The organism is Kitasatospora sp. NPDC085879 (assembly GCF_040686255.1).
In the GTDB taxonomy this organism is placed as follows: Bacteria; Actinomycetota; Actinomycetes; order Streptomycetales; family Streptomycetaceae; genus Kitasatospora.
Genome location: NZ_JBFBJZ010000037.1, coordinates 43949 through 60080, shown reverse-complemented (window position 1 = coordinate 60080; position 16132 = coordinate 43949). Strand labels below are relative to the sequence as shown.

Below are 16132 nucleotides of genomic sequence, written 5' to 3'. Positions count from 1 at the left end.
ATTCAGCTCTTCGTGGCAGACAGGAGGATCTGTGGATACGTCGCGACGAACCGCGCCAGGTGGCTGTCCCGGTCGGCCTGGAATCCCTGGTGGATGCTGTGGAGTTCGGTGACCGGCAGGAGTTCCGGGCTGGTGTGATGGAGCACGCGGGAGGCCTGACAGAAGAGGTCGAGGAAGTCGTTGCCCATCTCCACGTTGTTCCGCAGCACGATGTCGTAGTCGGTCACCTCGAACCCTGCCTCCGTTACGAGGCCCGGGAGTTTGCGTCCGACGGACCCGTCGCTGCCGCCTGCCTGGTAGACCCGGGACCAGGCGGAGGTGGCCTTGTCGTACGGCGCCCATGCGGGGCCGGCGGCGAAGTAGAAGTGGTCCTCCTCGATGATGTAGAGGCGCCCGCCCGGGGGGAGGGCGTCGTGCACGGCCCTCAGGAGATCGACCGGGTCCGAGACGTGCTGGAGGACGAACCGGAGGAAGCACTGGTCGAATGCGCCGGAGAGTTTCACCGGCAGCGGGTCGCTGCCGACCGTGCAGAGGTCGATGCTGTAGTTGCTCGGCGCACGGGCGGCGTCGAATCGGGCGATCAGGTTGCCGTTCGCCTCGAGGCCGTGAATACGCAGGTCGGGAAAGCACTGCGCCAGGTAGGAGCCGTAGTGGCCGTCACCGCTCCCGGGCTCGATCACTCCCCGGCCACCACGGCCGAACCCCTTGGCCCGCAGCCAGTCGACTTCGCCCGGGCCGAGCAGCCTGGTCTGTAGGTCCAGCATCGCCTCCCATGCGTTCAGGAGGGCCGGATCCTTGATCTGGTCCATGATCCCGAGCTTCATCCATGGATTGTCGCCGTCTCGGACGATGTCATCGACGAGGTTTCCCGAGAGGTCTAATCCGGGCAGGTCAGGGAATTGATTCATGTCGGTCCTCTGTTCGGTTCGCCGGTTTCTGTGCAGGATCAGGCCGCCATCAGGTCACATGCGACGGTCCATCCGGGTTCGGGGCGGGGCCGGCCTGTCACCGCGACTGCTCCTCGACGGACAGGTGGCATTCCGTTTCGTCGTCGGGCCTGAACGTGAAGGTCGTCGTTCTCACCGACCCGTTGAAGGTGACCGGCGCGGTGACGCGGGTGCCGACGCAGATGTTGTCGTCGCCGAAGCTGTCGTAGTCCCTCAGGCTCACCCGGAAGCGGACGACGTCGCCCGGGGCGACGGGAAGGTCCGCCCAGTTCGCGTGGTACCCGGTCTTCGTGTGGCCCGTCTCGCCCGGCGTGGTGTTCGGCAGTGTCACCAGCCGCGCATACGCGTCGGAGAACCTGTAGTAGGTATTGCGGGTGACGTACTTCGGAATGCGGTAATACCTTTCGTTCCATTCAACGTGGCCCGAGTTGTCCTCATCCGCGAGGATGAACGTGTATCCGCCCGGTCGGCCGATGCCGTCGGGCCGCATGACGTCGACGGTGATCCGGCCGTACAGGTCCGCCGTCCGCTGGCAGGGAAAGAGCCAGCCTCCGCCGTCGTCGCACAGGTGCGGGAACATGACGTCCTTCAGCCAGAACCGATACATGCCGGTCGGCGCCAACGGCGCACTGATCGGCGCGTCGGGCGGCGTGTCCGGGTCGTCCGGCTCCTCTGAGTCCACGGCCCCCGCCGTACCCGACAGTGTCGAAAGCATCGTCGCTGCACCGGCGAGAGCGAGCCCTGCCCGCCACCATGACGTCATCGGCGTGTCCAATCCCCCGAGATCTGCACGAGGATCGTCAGCTTCCAGCAACTCGGCGCCGACCTGGAGGGTAGTGAATACTCATCGCCGGAATCGACCTGCGGGCTGATGCCGTCTACTGACAGAGTCCCAGAACCGTCCTTGCCGAGACCGTGGACCGCTCACCTTCGCAGCCCTGCCCGTTGCCGGGGCGACCTGTCCATGTCGCCCCGACAACTGCACGATGCCGGCCACAGGTCAGCGGTCTGCCGGGTCCCCCGCCGCCGGGCCGAGCAGACCGAGTGCGCCCGCGAGCTGCCGGCGGGAGGTCACTCCCAACTTGCCGAAGACACGCTGGAGATGGTTGTCCACGGTACGGACCGACAGGTGCAGATCCGCCGCGATGTCCCGGCTGGGGGCGCCGCCCGCCGCAAGGACCGCCACCTCGCGTTCGCGGCCGCTCAGCGGCTCCGGAGCCTCGATGATCATCAGCCCGGGCGTCGTCGCTCCCTGGCAGCGGGCGGCCAGTTCCGTCGAGCGCAGCGCCGCCGCGCTGGCCGCTCGGGCTCCCCCGTCCTGCCGCAGTACGCACGCGGCGGCGGCCGCGGCCTCCGCGGCGAGGAGCAGTGCGCCGATGGATTCGAGCTCCTCGGCCACCGCCAGCAGGGCGGGGCCGTCTCCGGCCGCCAGCGCATGGGCGAACCGCGCCCTGGCTCCGGCGAACACGCCGTCACAGGTGGCGGCCAGTTCCGCCAGCCGGCCGGCCGCCTGCTTCGCCCCGCCGAGCCTCGACGCCTCGGTCAGCAGCAGCATCTCGGAGGTGGCATACCCGGCGTCGGCCGCCCGGTCCGCGCCCTCGAACAGCAGCCGGCGGGCGTCGCTGCTCCGCCCCCGGGCGGCCAGGAGCCAGGCCGGACCGAGCCGGTCCTCGCCGGGCAGGAAGCACATGTCGGGGAAGGTGTCGTGGTCGGCGAGCGCCGACTCGGCCGGGCCGAACAGGCCGAGGACGGCAGCCGATGCGGCCAGGCCCGACGCGGCGGGCCGCAGCACCAACGGAATGCCCTCGTCCAGCCCGACTGCCAGCGTCTCCGAGAACCAGCGGTAGGCGTCGCCGATCCTGCCCTGGAGCCAGGCCGTGCGCCCCAGATCGAACGAGAGCCATGCCGCCGGCTGGACCGCGTTGTCGGCCAGGGCGTCGTGGTGGCCGCGTTCGGCCGCGCGCCGCGAGCCGGCGAGGTCCCCGTGGGCTGCGTAGGCCAGCGAGAGGACGGAGAGGCCGGCCGACGGATGTTGAATGATGATGCGACGGCTGGCCTCGACGTGCGCGTCGTAGGCCTGCTCCCCGAGCGCGACCGCCTCCGTGGTCCTGCCGACCGCGCTCAGTCCGAGCACCTTCATCGCGGTCGCGTAGATGCGTACCCGCTCGTCGGGCACCCGCTCGATGTCGCGGAGAATGTCCAGGCCCTCCCGCGGCTGCCCCGCGAATATCCGCATGGCCCCCTCGTTGGCGAGCAGGGCGTCGCGCACACCGGAGTCCGAGGTACGGCCGAGCGCCCTCGTGTTCACCTCGATCGCCTCGGCGGCGCGGGCCGCTCCCCAGAACAGGTTCTGGGTGCGTTCCACCGTCACCCGGAACAGCTCGCCGTCCGTCTGTACGGCGTCGCACGCCTCGGCGAACACCCGCTCGGAGTCGGCGAAGCGTCCGAGCAGGTAGTAGGCCTCGCCCAGCTGGAGCCTGCTGTCCTGCGTCGCCGCCTCGGGGGCGAGTCGCTCCAGCAGGTCGACCACCTGCGGGTAGTCGTGGCCGTGCCGGGCGAGCCGGGCAGCCTGCAGGATGATGTCCGGATCGACGGAACCGGCCGCGCCCAGCTGCCAGGTCGCCACCCGTAGCGTGTCCTCGAGGCGACGGGCGCCCTGGGCCAGCACGCGTTCCGCGCAGTCGGCGAGGATCTCTCGACGGCGGCTGACGGGCATCAGCCCGCGCAGAACCTCGCCGTACAGGGGATGGGACAGGGTCACCGACGTCCGGCGTTCGGAGCCGTGCACATGGATCAGGTCGGCGGCCTCCAGGTGGGCCAGGACGTCGGTGGACGCCCTCCGGGCGAGCTCGCTCAGGCTGATGGGCTCCGCCGCGGCCAGCGTTTCCAGTACCTTCCGGCCCTGTTCCCCGACCCCGTCCAGGCGGGCCCGGACCAGGGAGTGCAGGCGTGGCGTCCCGGACCGAGCCCCGGCGAACGTGCCGGCCAACCGCCACACACCTCCGCTGCGGACCAGCGTCCCGGCCGCGAGCAGGCCGACGACCAGCTCCCGGAGGTAAAGCAGGTTGCCGCCGCTGTACCGGTGCAGCTCGTACCCGGTGCGCCGTTCGACGACCCCGCCCAGAGCGGCGGCGAGCACCGTCTCGACCTCCTGCCGGTCGAGGTCGCCGAGGCCGACATGGACCGTCTGGTCGGTCCGGTCCAGCGCCGCGACGGCGTCGGACAGCGGCTCGTCCGACCGTAGGGTGCTGATCAAGAACACCCGGTCGGAATCCAGCAGTTGACCGATCAGCATGGCCGAGGTGGAGTCCAGCAGGTGGAGGTCGTCGACCAGCAGATGATAGCGCTGCCCGCCGGCATCGGCCATCGATGCGGCGACGGCGTGGAAGGCCGCCGGTGGATCGGCCAGGTCCAGGCCGGGCGGCAGCAGGTGGGCGACCGCACCGAGGGGGATCGCGGCCGCGGCGGCGGTGGCCGTGGCTCGCCCGCCCCGGTGGCCCGCATCGAGGGCCTGCTGCCAGACGGCTCCGGCGAGCCGCGTCTTGCCGACGCCGGACCGGCCGCGGATCAGGATTCCCCGACAGGCGCGGTCCTCGACAGCCGTACGGCTGGCCGCCAGCTCGGTGGCCCGGCCGGTGAGCGGCCAGATCTGCTCCACGGCGTAGCGGCCGGATGGGGAAATCATGATCAGGGAAACCGCCTCGGAGGTCACGGGCTCGACAGGGTGCCGAGCACCCTACCCGCCGGCCCGGACAACGGCCGCGTCCCTGTCAGGGCCCGCAGTGGCCCGGCCTGCGGCCGCTCCATGGTCCCCCGCAGCCGTTGAGATGTCATCTCACTTGTGGCGAAGGCTGCGACGTGGTCGCCGTCGCAGTCGTGGCGACGGTGAGCCTGCGGGAGCCGCCGTGCGGTGCGACGGTCCGTTCGGCGGCAGCCTATCGAGTACCAGCCGGGCCGAACAGAGCCGCCATGTGCTGCTGGAGACTTATCACATCCGTCACCGTATATCCCGGGCCATGGGCGGATTCACTTCCCCGCGGTCCTTCTGGATACGCCGCTGCTACGGCCTTGACCTGTTGAGCAGGATCCGGCAGATAAGTCAGGCCCGAAACGTGGAGGCGGGCATGGGCTGCGGGTCGCGCAGCCCTGCGGCGCATCAGATCGGACATGGTGGGGGGCTCGGTGAACGTGCCTGCATAGAACTCAAGCCTGGGTGTTTCGTTGAATCCGGAAACGCCCCACACGTAAGCGGCGTGAAAGCGTCCGCCCAACTCGATGGAGAGGACGTCACCTGCGCGCAGGAACGTAGTGGGTCTGGAAACACTCGGTTTGCGAGTGAGTGGCAAGGGAGGTGCTGATAGGAATTTCTTGATGTCATCCGACTGCCGCTCGAAAGCGTCGGACAGGACAACATCACGGTTGAGCTCATCGATCGCCGTGACCGCCTGCGCGGTAATATCCGCATCCTGGAATCCATACTTGTGCAATACAGTGGCGAGCGCCACCCGTACCACGTTCTTCCTCGAGGGGAGGGCATCGTCACCGTCCAGCAGGCAACGCCAACGGGCGAGTATCGGGATGATGACCTTGCAGGCAAGTTCCTCGCGTGCAGCCGGCCGGGCGTACATCTGCTGGCGTACCCGGTGCGCGACTTCCCAGTCCAGCGCCTGCACTGCCCCTCTCGCGGCCAATTTGTCCAAAATCTGCTGATGCCTCACGCCGTCCCTCACTGTCGTCACCCGTGATCCGCGCGTAGCCGCGAGTGGCCGACCCACCTGCGGCCACGTCAGGCCCAGAGGGCTGTTCCGGTCCATTCCTGCAGGGCAGCGGTCAGCGAACGGGTTCAGCCACGATCACCGCAGCGACGGGCGTGTTCTCGTAGGCCAACTCGAGGTGCGTACGACGGGCGACAGTCGTGAAGCCCTCGGGCTGACCGGTGGGCGGCTGCGGCAAGGAGACGGGAGTGAAACCGCAGTCAGTCAGACGGTTGATCCATGTGAGTGTCGGTTCGTGCCGTTCGTAGCGGGTCTCCTCACTGGTGGCACCCACGACGTTCTCGATCTCCCGACCGAAGAATCGCTTCATCTCGTCCTTCTGATCGCGGGTGGCGCCAGTGGCGTCGATCGCCGCGAAAACGGTGCCGTAGTGGCGCCAGGCGTTGGCCAGCCGGACCGGCAATGGAACACGGTGGTGATCGCTGTCGGGTTCACACAGTGCCAGTGCGGTCGGCTCAAGCAGGCGCAGTCGCCGCAGAAGTGCCGTGCGGGCGTCCCCTTCTCCCGGACGGTCCAGCATGTGGTGAAGGGCGAAGGAGGCCGTAATCAGGAGAGGGCGAGGCAAGTGCTCGATCATCGCCCATACATCGTCGCCTATGCCCTCGCTGGCGGCCAGGACGGGGCGAAAGTCGACCGCGGCACGGACGGGACTCTCCGGGCCTGTCAGAACCCGTTCCGCCGCGTCAAGGATCTGCCCGGAGACATCGACGCCGACGATGGTCACCTTCTCCAATGCAGATCGAGCGACCAGGTCCATCTCCTGACGCCCCTGGCCGATCCCGAGGGAGAGGATGGTGGCACTTTGGTGGCCTGCGCAATATTCCAGCAGGGCATCATTGGCCAGTGTGCCGGCCTGCAGGAAGGGCAGGTGCTGGTGCATGAGATAGAACAAGTCGATCTGTGGCGCCCCCTTGACCCTGAGGTAGAGATTGGCATGCCGTTCACCCTTGAGATGGGCAGCCAGCCCGGAAACGAAGTAGTCACTCAGGCCCGGGCTGACCTCGGAGGGCTCACCCGCCTCCCGCAGACACATGCGCAACTCTTCCAGATCGCCCGAATCTGCGGCCGATGCAGCCCTCTCGATAACCGGATACACATTGTCCACGGTGGAACCTGAACCTATCGGTCGAAGTAAATCGGCAAGAAATGCAGAGCAGTCAACAGTGGCCCGAGCATTCCGCAGCGACAAGAGTGACGGCTACTCAATCGGTGCACCGGTCCTGTCGCTGCGCCCGGCCACGGCTTCGAGCCGATCCCGCGTCAGGGCGGCGCGGCGCAGCTTCTCCGGGTTCGACGGCTGAGTAGCGATCGCTCATGTCCGCTACGGGCCGGCCGTGTTGGGATGAGGCCAGGAGATGCGCACTGGTGCGGATATCCGATGTAACGCAGCGTGTTCAACGTTTACCGAATGGTGACTCCACCAGATCATCCCGAGGAAAACCGTGATCAAGCTTCGGACCCGCACCACCCTGATCGCCGCTCCGACATGCTCGGCACCGGCTCTGCGCCCTGGCTCTCCTGCATCGATCCAGCCTCGTCCACCGGCTTCGCCCACTGCCCGACGCCCTCGGCCCAAGCATGACAGGGTCACGACATCCGAGGGTCATCGTCCGGTGATCAGGTGGGCTGTCGGCTCCGTCTGCGCCTTCTCGATCTGCAGTACCTGACCGTCACCAAAACCATGATGGCGCGTCTGATCCCGGACCGGCGCTGCGGGAATCTCCGGGGCCGGCCGAAGGCCCCGATGCCATCCTCTGCGCCTGCTGTCCTCCTGCTCCCGGTTCGTCCGCCGAGGACGACCTGACACTGTGCACCGCCATTGCTCGGCTTGTGCCGGCCTCGGCTTGCCGACCCAGCGGCAGCACCGCCGCGTTCACCGGGATCGGCCGCCGGCCGACGGACAGTCACTGCTTTGCGTCTCGCACCGACACCGGCCCCGTGCTCAAGCGGGTCCGGACACCGGGAGGGGCCTGCCTGCCGTGCAGCTGCCCCGTACTCCCGTACTTCATTCCGTTCACCGAAGGGGATCCGAAGTGCCTGGCCTCTATGCCCATATGGACATCGCCCGCAAGGCGCTGTCCAACCTCAGCGCCAACCCCGGGGCCGCGGCCCTGTTCGCGTCGGGCGGCCCGTCGGCCGCCACCCTGGAGAACATCGCCAAGAAGAATCCCGCCTACACGGCGCTGGGCGCGATCGGCCCGGACATGTTCTTCCTGCTGCCCGACTTCAAGAAGGGCATGGCCGAAGGTCTCTGGGGGGCATCCCAGACGATCAAGGACCTCTACACGTGGTGGGACGAGAACTTCCTGGAGCCCTGGGAGGAGACCCTCGGCCCGGTCGCCATGAACAACGCCGACACCTTGGGCGCCCTCACCGGCGGCGTCCTCACACAGCTCGGGGATCTCGCCTCCAACGCTCTCTCGTTCCTGATCACGTTCGTCGAGGACTTCGCCGTCCGGCAGTTCGACGCCTTCGGTCTGCTCGGAAGCGGAGTCCCGTCCGGCTACGACGAGCAGACGTTCTTCTGGAGCGACATGTTCCACTACCGGAAGACGTTCGAGTTCGGCCATCACCTCTTCAAGAAGGCCAAGGAGGCCGGCAACGAGGCGCACATGGCCTTCGCCCTGGGCTGGATGAGTCACCTCGCCACGGACGTCACCGGGCACGCCTTCACCAACGAGAAGTGCGGCGGCCCGTACCGGCTGCACTGGCAGCGCCACCACCTCGTCGAGAACCACATGGACGCCAGGCTCTGCGACAGCGAACACGGCGACGACGACATCTACAACATGCTCAACAACTCGGCCCAGCACCTGTGGATCGCCTTCAACGGCGACGGATCCTCCCGGCACGACTTCTTCGCGGCGCAGCCCGGCCCGTCCTACGCGACCGGGGACACGACACCGGACATCCTCGACCGTGCCTCCAAGTGGGACGTGGACTCCGATCTGCCACCGGACCTCGCGGAGTTCGTCTCCGGGGCGGCCCGGGAGTTCTTCACCGCGGAGAACCTGCACGTGGATCAGCCGACCGGGGCGAGCGCCGCTCACCCCACGATCATCGCGGACCACGACCACGCCTCCGCCGGCTACGCCGACGCCGAGGCGGTGACCACCCTGTACTGGTGGCTTTACCACTATCTGAAGTGGACCACCACGGACTACTACAAGATGCGGCGGCCGGAGTTCTCCGTCGTCGTCGTCCCCCCGTACCCCTCCCCGCCGGGATCGGGCATCGCCGCCCCGGGCCCCGGTGACGACGACAGCTCGATCTGGCAGGACGCCTTCAGCCTCCTGCTGGCGATCCTCGCCTGGATCCTCTACATCGGCCAGGTGATCTCCTGGGGTGTCACCGCGCTGACCTCGATCGTCACGTCGTTCAGCACCGCCCCGCTGCGCTACTTGGTCTACGAGTACCTGGAGCTCCCCCTCTACAACGCCTGGAGCTCACTGCACTGGTACCTGGCCCACACCGGCTTCGTGCTGCCGACGAAGGCCGAGACGAGCCCGGGCCTGATGACCCTGGGCCTGGCCCCCCAGGACTCCTGGTCGGAGCTCGAAAGGGCGCTCGACAACCTCTCGGGCGGCATCGACGGTGCCCGCGGCACGGGCCCGACGGCCGCCACGGAGCCCTCCGGCGACCCCCACGAGGAGCTGCCCAAGGAGGTTGTGGTGGACCCGCCCGGCTTCCTCCCCGAGGCCGCGACCCTGCAACAGGGCCTGACGGGATCGGGAACCCCCGGAGGCCAGATACCCAGCGAGTTCCTGCGACCGTGGCTGTACCCGTCGAAGAACCAGGACGGCAGCGCGGTGAAGACAGAGCCGTCTGCCTCTTCCGACGCCCGCGTGCATCTCAGTCCGTACGGGATCGGCCAGGACGCCACGGTGCTGCTCCAGCCGACGCGGGGCGACGCTGGCGCGAGGACGCATTTCGAAGGGGCACGGAGCGAGGCGCAGACCCTGGAGTACCAGCGCACCCACCTGCCCAGGAACGAGACGCTGGGAGGACCGATCGACTTCACCGGCTACGTCGTCGCCAAACTGACCCGCGACGACCCCGGCGCCATCCCCAACTTCAACCTCGACTCCGACCGCGGCTACGCCTATCTGTGCTGGGACTGGCTGCGCACGAAGGACTCGCTGGCTGCCCCGGGGCCCTATCAGGACGCCGCGAACCCGGCCCGGTCCGGTCACCAGTACCACCCTCCCGTCGCGCCGGGCCACGGCTGGAACGACGACGACGTCATCAGCGGCCCGACGCCGCCCCAGCACGACCCCAAAACCCCGCAGCCGGTACGCCTGCGCTACATCGACCGGGAAGAGAAGTTCGCATGAGCAAGCAGCCACCTTCCGACCCGACCTTCGACAATGCGCCCGGCCGCAGCGTGGGGACCAGCACGGATCCGCTCGACTGGTACGGGCTCCCCCGCGACGAGTTGGAGCGCAAGCAGCTCCAGACGATCCAGCGTCGGATGCAGCGCCGCATGGACTCCAACACCACGGTGTTCCGGCCGCACCTGCTGACGCGCACCCGCACCGCGGACCGCGGGGCGCGGCCCCTCTCGGGGGTGTTCTGGGAGAGCCCCGACATCTGGGTGGCCGTGGGCGCCCCGGACTCGAACCCCGCGATCCCCACCACCACGAGGGTCAGCAACCCGACCGTGGGCAAGCCACACACCCTCTACGCCCACGCGTGGAACCTCGGACTGGCACCCGCGATCGGGATCACCGTGGAATTCCTGGTCTTCAACCCCTCCATCGCCTTCGACGGCCAGCGGCCTCTCTTCCGCGCAGTGACCAGGGTCGACCTCGCCGGGCGGACCACGCCCGCCGAGTGCCACCGCCTGGTGAAGTGCCCGACCGCCTGGGTGCCCACCTCGGACAACAACGGCCACGAGTGCATCATCGTCCGCGTGTCGGGGGTCGGCGACACGCTCCAGCCCGCCCATCGGTTCGAGCCGGCGTTCGACCGGCACGTGGCGCAGCGGAACCTGCAGGTCTCGCTCTTCGGTGACAACCAGAGCGCCCTGCTCGGGTCGCTCTCCGGCACCCTGCCCAAGGGCGGCCGGCTGAAGTACGTCGTGGCGGGCGCCGAGGCGCAGCAGACCGTCGACCTGGTGGCGCCCGGCCTGCTCGTCGACCCCCGGGCCACGCCGCGGGTCGTGCAGGACATCAAGGAGGCGCCCAAGCCCGCGCCGGGACGAGCCACTGTGGTGCGGATCGAGGGTGTGGGTCCCGGAGGGGACACCGTGGGCGGCTACAGCATCGTGATGACCGCTCAGCCGCTGGGCTGAGGTCGGGCCGGGCCGGCCGTCGGACCCGGCCCGGTCCTCCACCTCATGGGAGGTCGCGCGTCGCGGCCTCCGTATCCGGCCCATTCCAGCCGGTTCGACACTATTGGAGAAGAATTGATGAGTACGGACATCTCACGCCGGGGTGCCCTGCAGCTCACCGGCGCGGTCGCCGGTGGCCTGGTTCTCGCCGGCGCCTTCCCTGCGGCCGCCGGCGGCAAGCAGCGGATGTATGTGGGGAGCTACACTGGCTCGGGCGGCCCGGGCGTGGGCGTCGGCCGCATCGACGCGGCCACCGGTGCGTTGGAGGTCGACTCCTGGCTGCAGGGGCCGACGAATCCCTCGTGGGTGGCACTGTCACCGGACCGGCGGACGCTCTGGGCCGTGAGCGAGTCGGTGCCCGGCGGGCTGATCGCCACCTTCCGCCCGGGGTCCGCCGATCGTCCGGGTCCGGCTGACGGTGTGCCGACCGGAAGCGGCCCTGTGCACCTCAGTGTCCATCCGTCCGGCCGCTACCTCTTCGCCTCGATGTACGACGGAGGGGAGATCGCCGTACATCCCGTCGGGCCGGACGGAGGAGTCGGCCCCGCGACCGAGACCGTTCGGCCCTCGACGTCCGGGCAGTCACGGATACATCAGACGATTGTCGACCCGTCCGAGCGATGGCTGCTGTCCGCAGATCTGGGCCGAGACCGGGTTCTGGTTCACCGGCTGGACGACAACGGCCGGCTCCACGCGGCGGGGGAAGCCCGGCTGCCGGCCGGAGCCGCGCCGCGCCACCTCGCATTCCACCCCCAGGGCCGGCACGCCTACTCGGCCAATGAGGGAGACTCCACCGTGACGGTCTTCCGCTGGGACAACGGGAGGCTGACCGCCCCCCGTTCCTTTCCCACTCTGCTCGGGCGCCCCGCTGTGCGCAACCACCCCGGGGGGCTCGCCGTCTCGCCGGACGGGCGTCACCTGTACGTCAGCAACCGCGGCGACAACAGCATCGCCGTCTTCGCCGTCGAGGACGACGGCGCGCGCCTGCGGCTGGTCGCCACGCCGTCCTGCGGAGGCGACTGGCCGCGGCATCTGGCGATCGACACCTCTGGGCGGTGGCTGTGCGTGGCGAACCAGCGATCGGACGAGGTGGTGTGCTTCGCCCTGGACCGCGAGACCGGGACACCTGTCCGTGAGGCCGGCCGACTGGCCGTACCCGCCGTGGCGCAGGTCCTGCTTGCCTGAGGGGGGAACGGGTCGTGGCGCACGGCCTGGACGTCGATGCCGGGGGCGGCGCCGCGGTCGGTGGTCGTGGTGCGGTGCGGGCATCGGCGGGGGGCGTGAATCCCCCGACGGCAGGTCAATGCCCGCATCGTATGGCGGCCGTTGACGCATCTGTAGTCTGTCGCCATGCGGATGCGGTCGATCGAATTTCACCTCGTTCCCCACCCTGCCGCCCGGCATGTCGAAAGCACCGCGCCGATCGTGGACATCCTGGTGGACGGTGTCCGCCTTGTGGAACTGGCGCGGACGGCCGAGCTGCCGTTTGCGGAGGCCGAGCAGTTGGAGAGGGCCGAAGAATTCTCTCCGGACGCCGCTCCACTGCTCGCCGGTGACTACATGCCTCTGTCGTCGGCCTTCGGCTGGCCCCGCCGGCACTTCCTTGGCGAGCCGAGGACCCTGCCGTGGGGCGGGGAGGAGGGCGAGGTCATGCTGCTGGGCTGCACGTGCGGCATCGACGAATGCTGGGCGCTGATGGCCAGGATCACCGTGGCGCCGCAGACGGTGACCTGGTCGGCATTTCGAAACAATTGCCGCGACTGGGATCTGAGCTCCATGGGCAGCTTCGTCTTCGCGCGTCAGCAGTACGAGGGTTCCCTGCGTGAAGCAGCACTGCACTCCTGACGGCACTTCCGCTGACTCTACGAAAATACGGCGGGCGCCGATGCGGGGCTGCCCGTACCGCGGGGGCGTTGCAAAAGGAGTGTGAGGCCGCCGGCACGCGTGTTGTACTTGGCGAATGCGGGTTGATGACGGCCGGATGCGGTTGCGGGTGACAAGCCATCCTGTTGCCGATGCCCGATCCGGGCTCCGCCGGATCCTGAGCACCGGTCCGATGCTCGGCCAGACTTTCGTATATCCGCCCGACCACCGAGTCGGGTATCTGCACGCCAGCCGCGCCGATCTCCTTCGGCTCGGCGCTCTGTTCCGTGTCGCCGCGGCGAGCTCGCACAGCGCGATCCACATCCCGGTCCCGCCGGGCGCCCGACCGATGACCTACGCCGACGGCGCCATCCATCCGCTGCCTGTACTCCTGGCCCGTGAGGACACCGGACTGCGGCCTTCCAGCTGGCCCGATCTGCGGCAGAGGATGCACCGTGCGTCGACGCCTGTGAAGGTGACCGCTCCAGCGGTACGGTCCCCCGACCGTCCCGACGACGTTCGTCGCCGCGCCGATGGCCGTCCTGCCCGCTTCGCCGAGCACGCCGCGACGATCGTCATCACCGCCCGTGCCGAACTCCTGTTCTGGATGGGCGACTGGCTCACCGCCATCGGCGACCGCGTCGCCCAGGACCCCCATGTCCACCGGCACGGCGAGAGCCTCCTCGGTGACATGGTCGGCTTCTTCGACCCCCACCGCACGGACCGTCCCATGCACGCGTTCTGCGTCGTCGCCGTCGAACCGATCTTCCACCGGGACCGCTGGCGGAAGCAGCGAACACCCATCGGATAGCCCGATGCCGGGCATTCCGTCATCGGCAGGCGGCGGGCAGGTGACTTCGTCCCCGGCACAGCGTCCGCCGGTACCGGAGAGAACCCGCACCAGCGCCGCCACTCCGGATGGCGGAAACGTCTGCAGGATCGGCGGATGGCGCAGCTCCCTTGACCGTTCCGGCCCGCGTGATGCGATATCCGTAACAGCGCATCAGCGGCCCCAGAACCTCTTCTCCGGGGACACGTCGTAGGGGGTAGCAACTGCCACACACTTTCCGGTCATTCTCGGTCGTCTCACCCTGTGGGCCCGTCCCGAGAGGGACGGGCCACTGGGGCATGGGTCAATTGCGCCAGGTGTCGGCCAGGGTGACCCGGCCTGAAGCCGGGACGACCGCTGTGCGGTTCGCCCCGGACTCCCAGGTGATGTGGCCTGCGGCGTCCGTTCGGACGTACTTGTATTTGAGGACGGTACCGGCCGGGAGTGTCAGGTCGCCCTTCCAGACCGGGTGGGCGGCAGGGTCGAGCTTGAAGGCAGCAGAAGGACCCAGTTGCCGAGGGCGGCGCTGTTGCCGACGACCCGGATGTCCTGGCCGACAACGGTGCTGCCCGTGGAAGCGAAGGAGACGCCGGCCGGTTCCTGGCCGTGGCAGGGGTTGCCGACGGTGACGGCGCCGGCCCTGACAGCGCTGGCGCCGGTGCCCAGGGTGTAGTCGGCGGTGCGGTTGTTGTCCCAGGTGCCGGCACCATTGGTGAAGGCGACCTTGAGGGCAGTGGCGGATCCGAGGGGGACCGTCTTTCGCATCCAGCCCGCGCAGGCGGCTTCGAGGGCGGCGCCGGGCAGGGTGGTCCAGGTACCTCCGTCGGGGCGGAAGTGGGCGTAGTAGGCCGACCAGTTCCGGTCGGTCGAGTAGTAGATCGTGGCGGTGTTGCTCGGGGGCCTGTGGCCGCCGGCACCGACATAGAGGGCGACGGCATCGTTGGAGCCGACAGTGGCGCTGAACCTCCCACCGCTGTCGACGGTGTAGGTGGGGCCGGTGCAGCCGCCGTCCTCGGTCGGGTCGCCGTGCTGCACGTCGCAGTAGGTTCCGGCCGGCAGCGAGGTCTGGAAGGTACGGGCGACCGCTTCGCCGCCGTGGTTGATCGCGACGTATGTCCGGTCGCCTCGGCCGAAGCCGATGGCGTTGTCGCCGTCGTCCCACCAGTTGGTGATGCCCCTGTCGCCGGCGGCATTGCGGAAGCCGACCATGTTGGCGATCTGCCGCCACGCGTGCTGGCACTTCCAGCCGTCGCTGTAGCAGGAGTTGACCGTGCCGCCGTTGGGGGCGCCGTCGCCGTTGCCGGAGAACTCGTAGCCCGAGTGGACGGACGGTGTGCCGTAGGGGTGGGCCAGCATGAAGACGTGGGCGAGGGTGTAGTTCGCGCCGTCCCGGTAGCTGAGGCTGGAGCCGTTGCGCTCGGTGTCGTGGTTGGCGACCATCGTTCCGGACCGGCCGGAGGGCATGTAGCCCCAGGGCTCTCCGAAGTTCCTCAGGTAGGAGAGCTTCTCGTTGGTGAAGACTCGCTTGAGGTCCTTGGTGTAACGGAACTCCTGGACGTCTCCGACACCGAGGTACTCGTCCGGCGAGACGGCCTCTCCCTCGCCGTGGATCGCCTCCTGCACCCAGTAGATGTCCCGGTTGCTGAGTTTGGCGCGGATTGCCGTGAGGTCGCCCACCGGGATGTGCTTGACCGCGTCCACCCGGAAGCCGTCGGCGCCGAGGGAGATCAGGTCGTTCATGTAGTCGGCGATCTTGCCACGGACGTAGTCGCTGCCGGTGTCGAGGTCGGACAGGGAGGGTTCGCCCGCCCCGCCGAGCTCGCATTCCTGCACGTTGTAGCGGCTCCGGTAGTCGCTGCCGATGGGGTTGCGGCAGCGGTGGAAGTCCCAGTCGGAGTAGAGACCGGGATAGTCGTACTTGGTGTATGCGGTCCCGTCAGTACCGGTGCCGGACCCGGACGTCATGTGGTTGATCACCGTGTCGACGATGACGTCGACGCCGGCGTCGTGGCAGGACCTCACCATCGCCCGGAAGGCCGTGCGGTCGCCGAGAGGCCCGGCGATCCTGTAGCTGACGGGCTGGTAGCCGGCCCACCAGGCGGTGCCCTGGATACGCTCCTGCGGCGGAGACACCTGCACGTAGCCGTACCCCTTCGGCCCCAGGGTGTTGGTGCACTCCTGGGCGATGGAGTCGAACTTCCACTCGAACAGGACTGCGGTGACCTTCTTGCCGTCCCGGCCCACAGGCGCGGCGGCCGCCGGCTGGGCCGGGGCCATCGAGGCGGTGGCCAGCGCCAGCACGAGGCCGATGCCGGCCGTCGACGCAACTCTGGAGTGTCTGCTGCCTAATCGCACGGGCGAGGACGTGTCAGAGGCGCTCATGTCT

The 16132-nt window shown here is 68.7% G+C and carries 12 protein-coding genes; 5 read left to right on the top strand and 7 right to left on the bottom strand.

The genetic code is table 11. The features are described 5' to 3' along the window. Positions 1-2: 2 nt before the first annotated feature. The 5 genes from AB0P35_RS26070 to AB0P35_RS26050 form a co-directional block, all read right to left on the bottom strand. Positions 3-824 (bottom strand): methyltransferase, encoded by an 822-nt coding sequence (locus AB0P35_RS26070; RefSeq protein WP_363515005.1) that lies wholly within the window; start codon positions 822-824, stop codon positions 3-5. Positions 825-1005: 181 nt separating this feature from the next. Beyond that, a complete protein-coding gene (locus AB0P35_RS26065; RefSeq protein ID WP_363515002.1) occupies positions 1006-1629 on the bottom strand; it encodes a hypothetical protein in 624 nt (207 codons plus the stop codon). A 318-nt stretch (positions 1630-1947) separates the two neighbouring features. Next, on the bottom strand, positions 1948-4632 hold the full coding sequence (locus tag AB0P35_RS26060) for a helix-turn-helix transcriptional regulator (protein ID WP_363514999.1): 2685 nt from the start codon (positions 4630-4632) through the stop codon (positions 1948-1950). A 250-nt stretch (positions 4633-4882) separates the two neighbouring features. Next, entirely contained in the window at positions 4883-5665 is a 783-nt protein-coding gene (locus AB0P35_RS26055; RefSeq protein ID WP_363514996.1) for a hypothetical protein, read from the bottom strand. A gap of 112 nt (positions 5666-5777) precedes the next feature. Further along, positions 5778-6827, bottom strand: coding sequence for a GRAS family protein (locus AB0P35_RS26050; protein WP_363514993.1), 1050 nt, complete (start codon positions 6825-6827; stop codon positions 5778-5780). A 928-nt stretch (positions 6828-7755) separates the two neighbouring features. On the opposite strand from AB0P35_RS26050, the gene AB0P35_RS26045 reads away from it, so the two are divergent. From AB0P35_RS26045 to AB0P35_RS26025, 5 genes are all read left to right on the top strand, one after another. Then, positions 7756-10056 (top strand): zinc dependent phospholipase C family protein, encoded by a 2301-nt coding sequence (locus AB0P35_RS26045; RefSeq protein ID WP_363514990.1) that lies wholly within the window; start codon positions 7756-7758, stop codon positions 10054-10056. Further along, complete coding sequence (locus tag AB0P35_RS26040) at positions 10053-11015, top strand: hypothetical protein (RefSeq protein ID WP_363514986.1); 963 nt, start codon at positions 10053-10055, stop codon at positions 11013-11015. Before AB0P35_RS26045 ends, AB0P35_RS26040 begins: the two co-directional genes overlap by 4 nt. A 117-nt stretch (positions 11016-11132) precedes the next feature. Beyond that, complete coding sequence (locus AB0P35_RS26035; protein ID WP_363514983.1) at positions 11133-12239, top strand: lactonase family protein; 1107 nt, start codon at positions 11133-11135, stop codon at positions 12237-12239. A 165-nt stretch (positions 12240-12404) separates the two neighbouring features. Beyond that, the gene (locus AB0P35_RS26030; RefSeq protein WP_363514980.1) at positions 12405-12899 is read left to right on the top strand and encodes a hypothetical protein; all 495 of its coding nucleotides are present in this window, start codon (positions 12405-12407) and stop codon (positions 12897-12899) included. Positions 12900-13014: 115 nt separating this feature from the next. Beyond that, entirely contained in the window at positions 13015-13728 is a 714-nt protein-coding gene (locus AB0P35_RS26025; protein ID WP_363514977.1) for a hypothetical protein, read from the top strand. A gap of 322 nt (positions 13729-14050) precedes the next feature. Here AB0P35_RS26025 and AB0P35_RS26020 read toward each other — a convergent pair whose 3' ends face one another. Both AB0P35_RS26020 and AB0P35_RS26015 read right to left on the bottom strand, forming a co-directional pair. Continuing rightward, positions 14051-14197: a carbohydrate-binding module family 20 domain-containing protein gene (locus AB0P35_RS26020; protein WP_363515062.1), complete on the bottom strand. Its 147-nt coding sequence runs from the start codon at positions 14195-14197 to the stop codon at positions 14051-14053. Further along, positions 14194-16023: a carbohydrate binding domain-containing protein gene (locus AB0P35_RS26015; protein WP_363515059.1), complete on the bottom strand. Its 1830-nt coding sequence runs from the start codon at positions 16021-16023 to the stop codon at positions 14194-14196. The genes AB0P35_RS26020 and AB0P35_RS26015 overlap by 4 nt, the downstream gene beginning before the upstream one ends. Between the last annotated feature and the right edge of the window lie 109 nt (positions 16024-16132).

Coding starts and splice junctions, on each gene's coding strand:
- AB0P35_RS26030 (WP_363514980.1), top strand. CDS start 12,405: ATGCGGATGCGGTCGATCGAATTTCACCTCGTTCCCCACCCTGCCGCC.
- AB0P35_RS26060 (WP_363514999.1), bottom strand. CDS start 4,632: ATGATTTCCCCATCCGGCCGCTACGCCGTGGAGCAGATCTGGCCGCTC.
- AB0P35_RS26040 (WP_363514986.1), top strand. CDS start 10,053: ATGAGCAAGCAGCCACCTTCCGACCCGACCTTCGACAATGCGCCCGGC.
- AB0P35_RS26015 (WP_363515059.1), bottom strand. CDS start 16,023: ATGGCCCCGGCCCAGCCGGCGGCCGCCGCGCCTGTGGGCCGGGACGGC.
- AB0P35_RS26070 (WP_363515005.1), bottom strand. CDS start 824: ATGAAGCTCGGGATCATGGACCAGATCAAGGATCCGGCCCTCCTGAAC.
- AB0P35_RS26035 (WP_363514983.1), top strand. CDS start 11,133: ATGAGTACGGACATCTCACGCCGGGGTGCCCTGCAGCTCACCGGCGCG.
- AB0P35_RS26025 (WP_363514977.1), top strand. CDS start 13,015: ATGCGGGTTGATGACGGCCGGATGCGGTTGCGGGTGACAAGCCATCCT.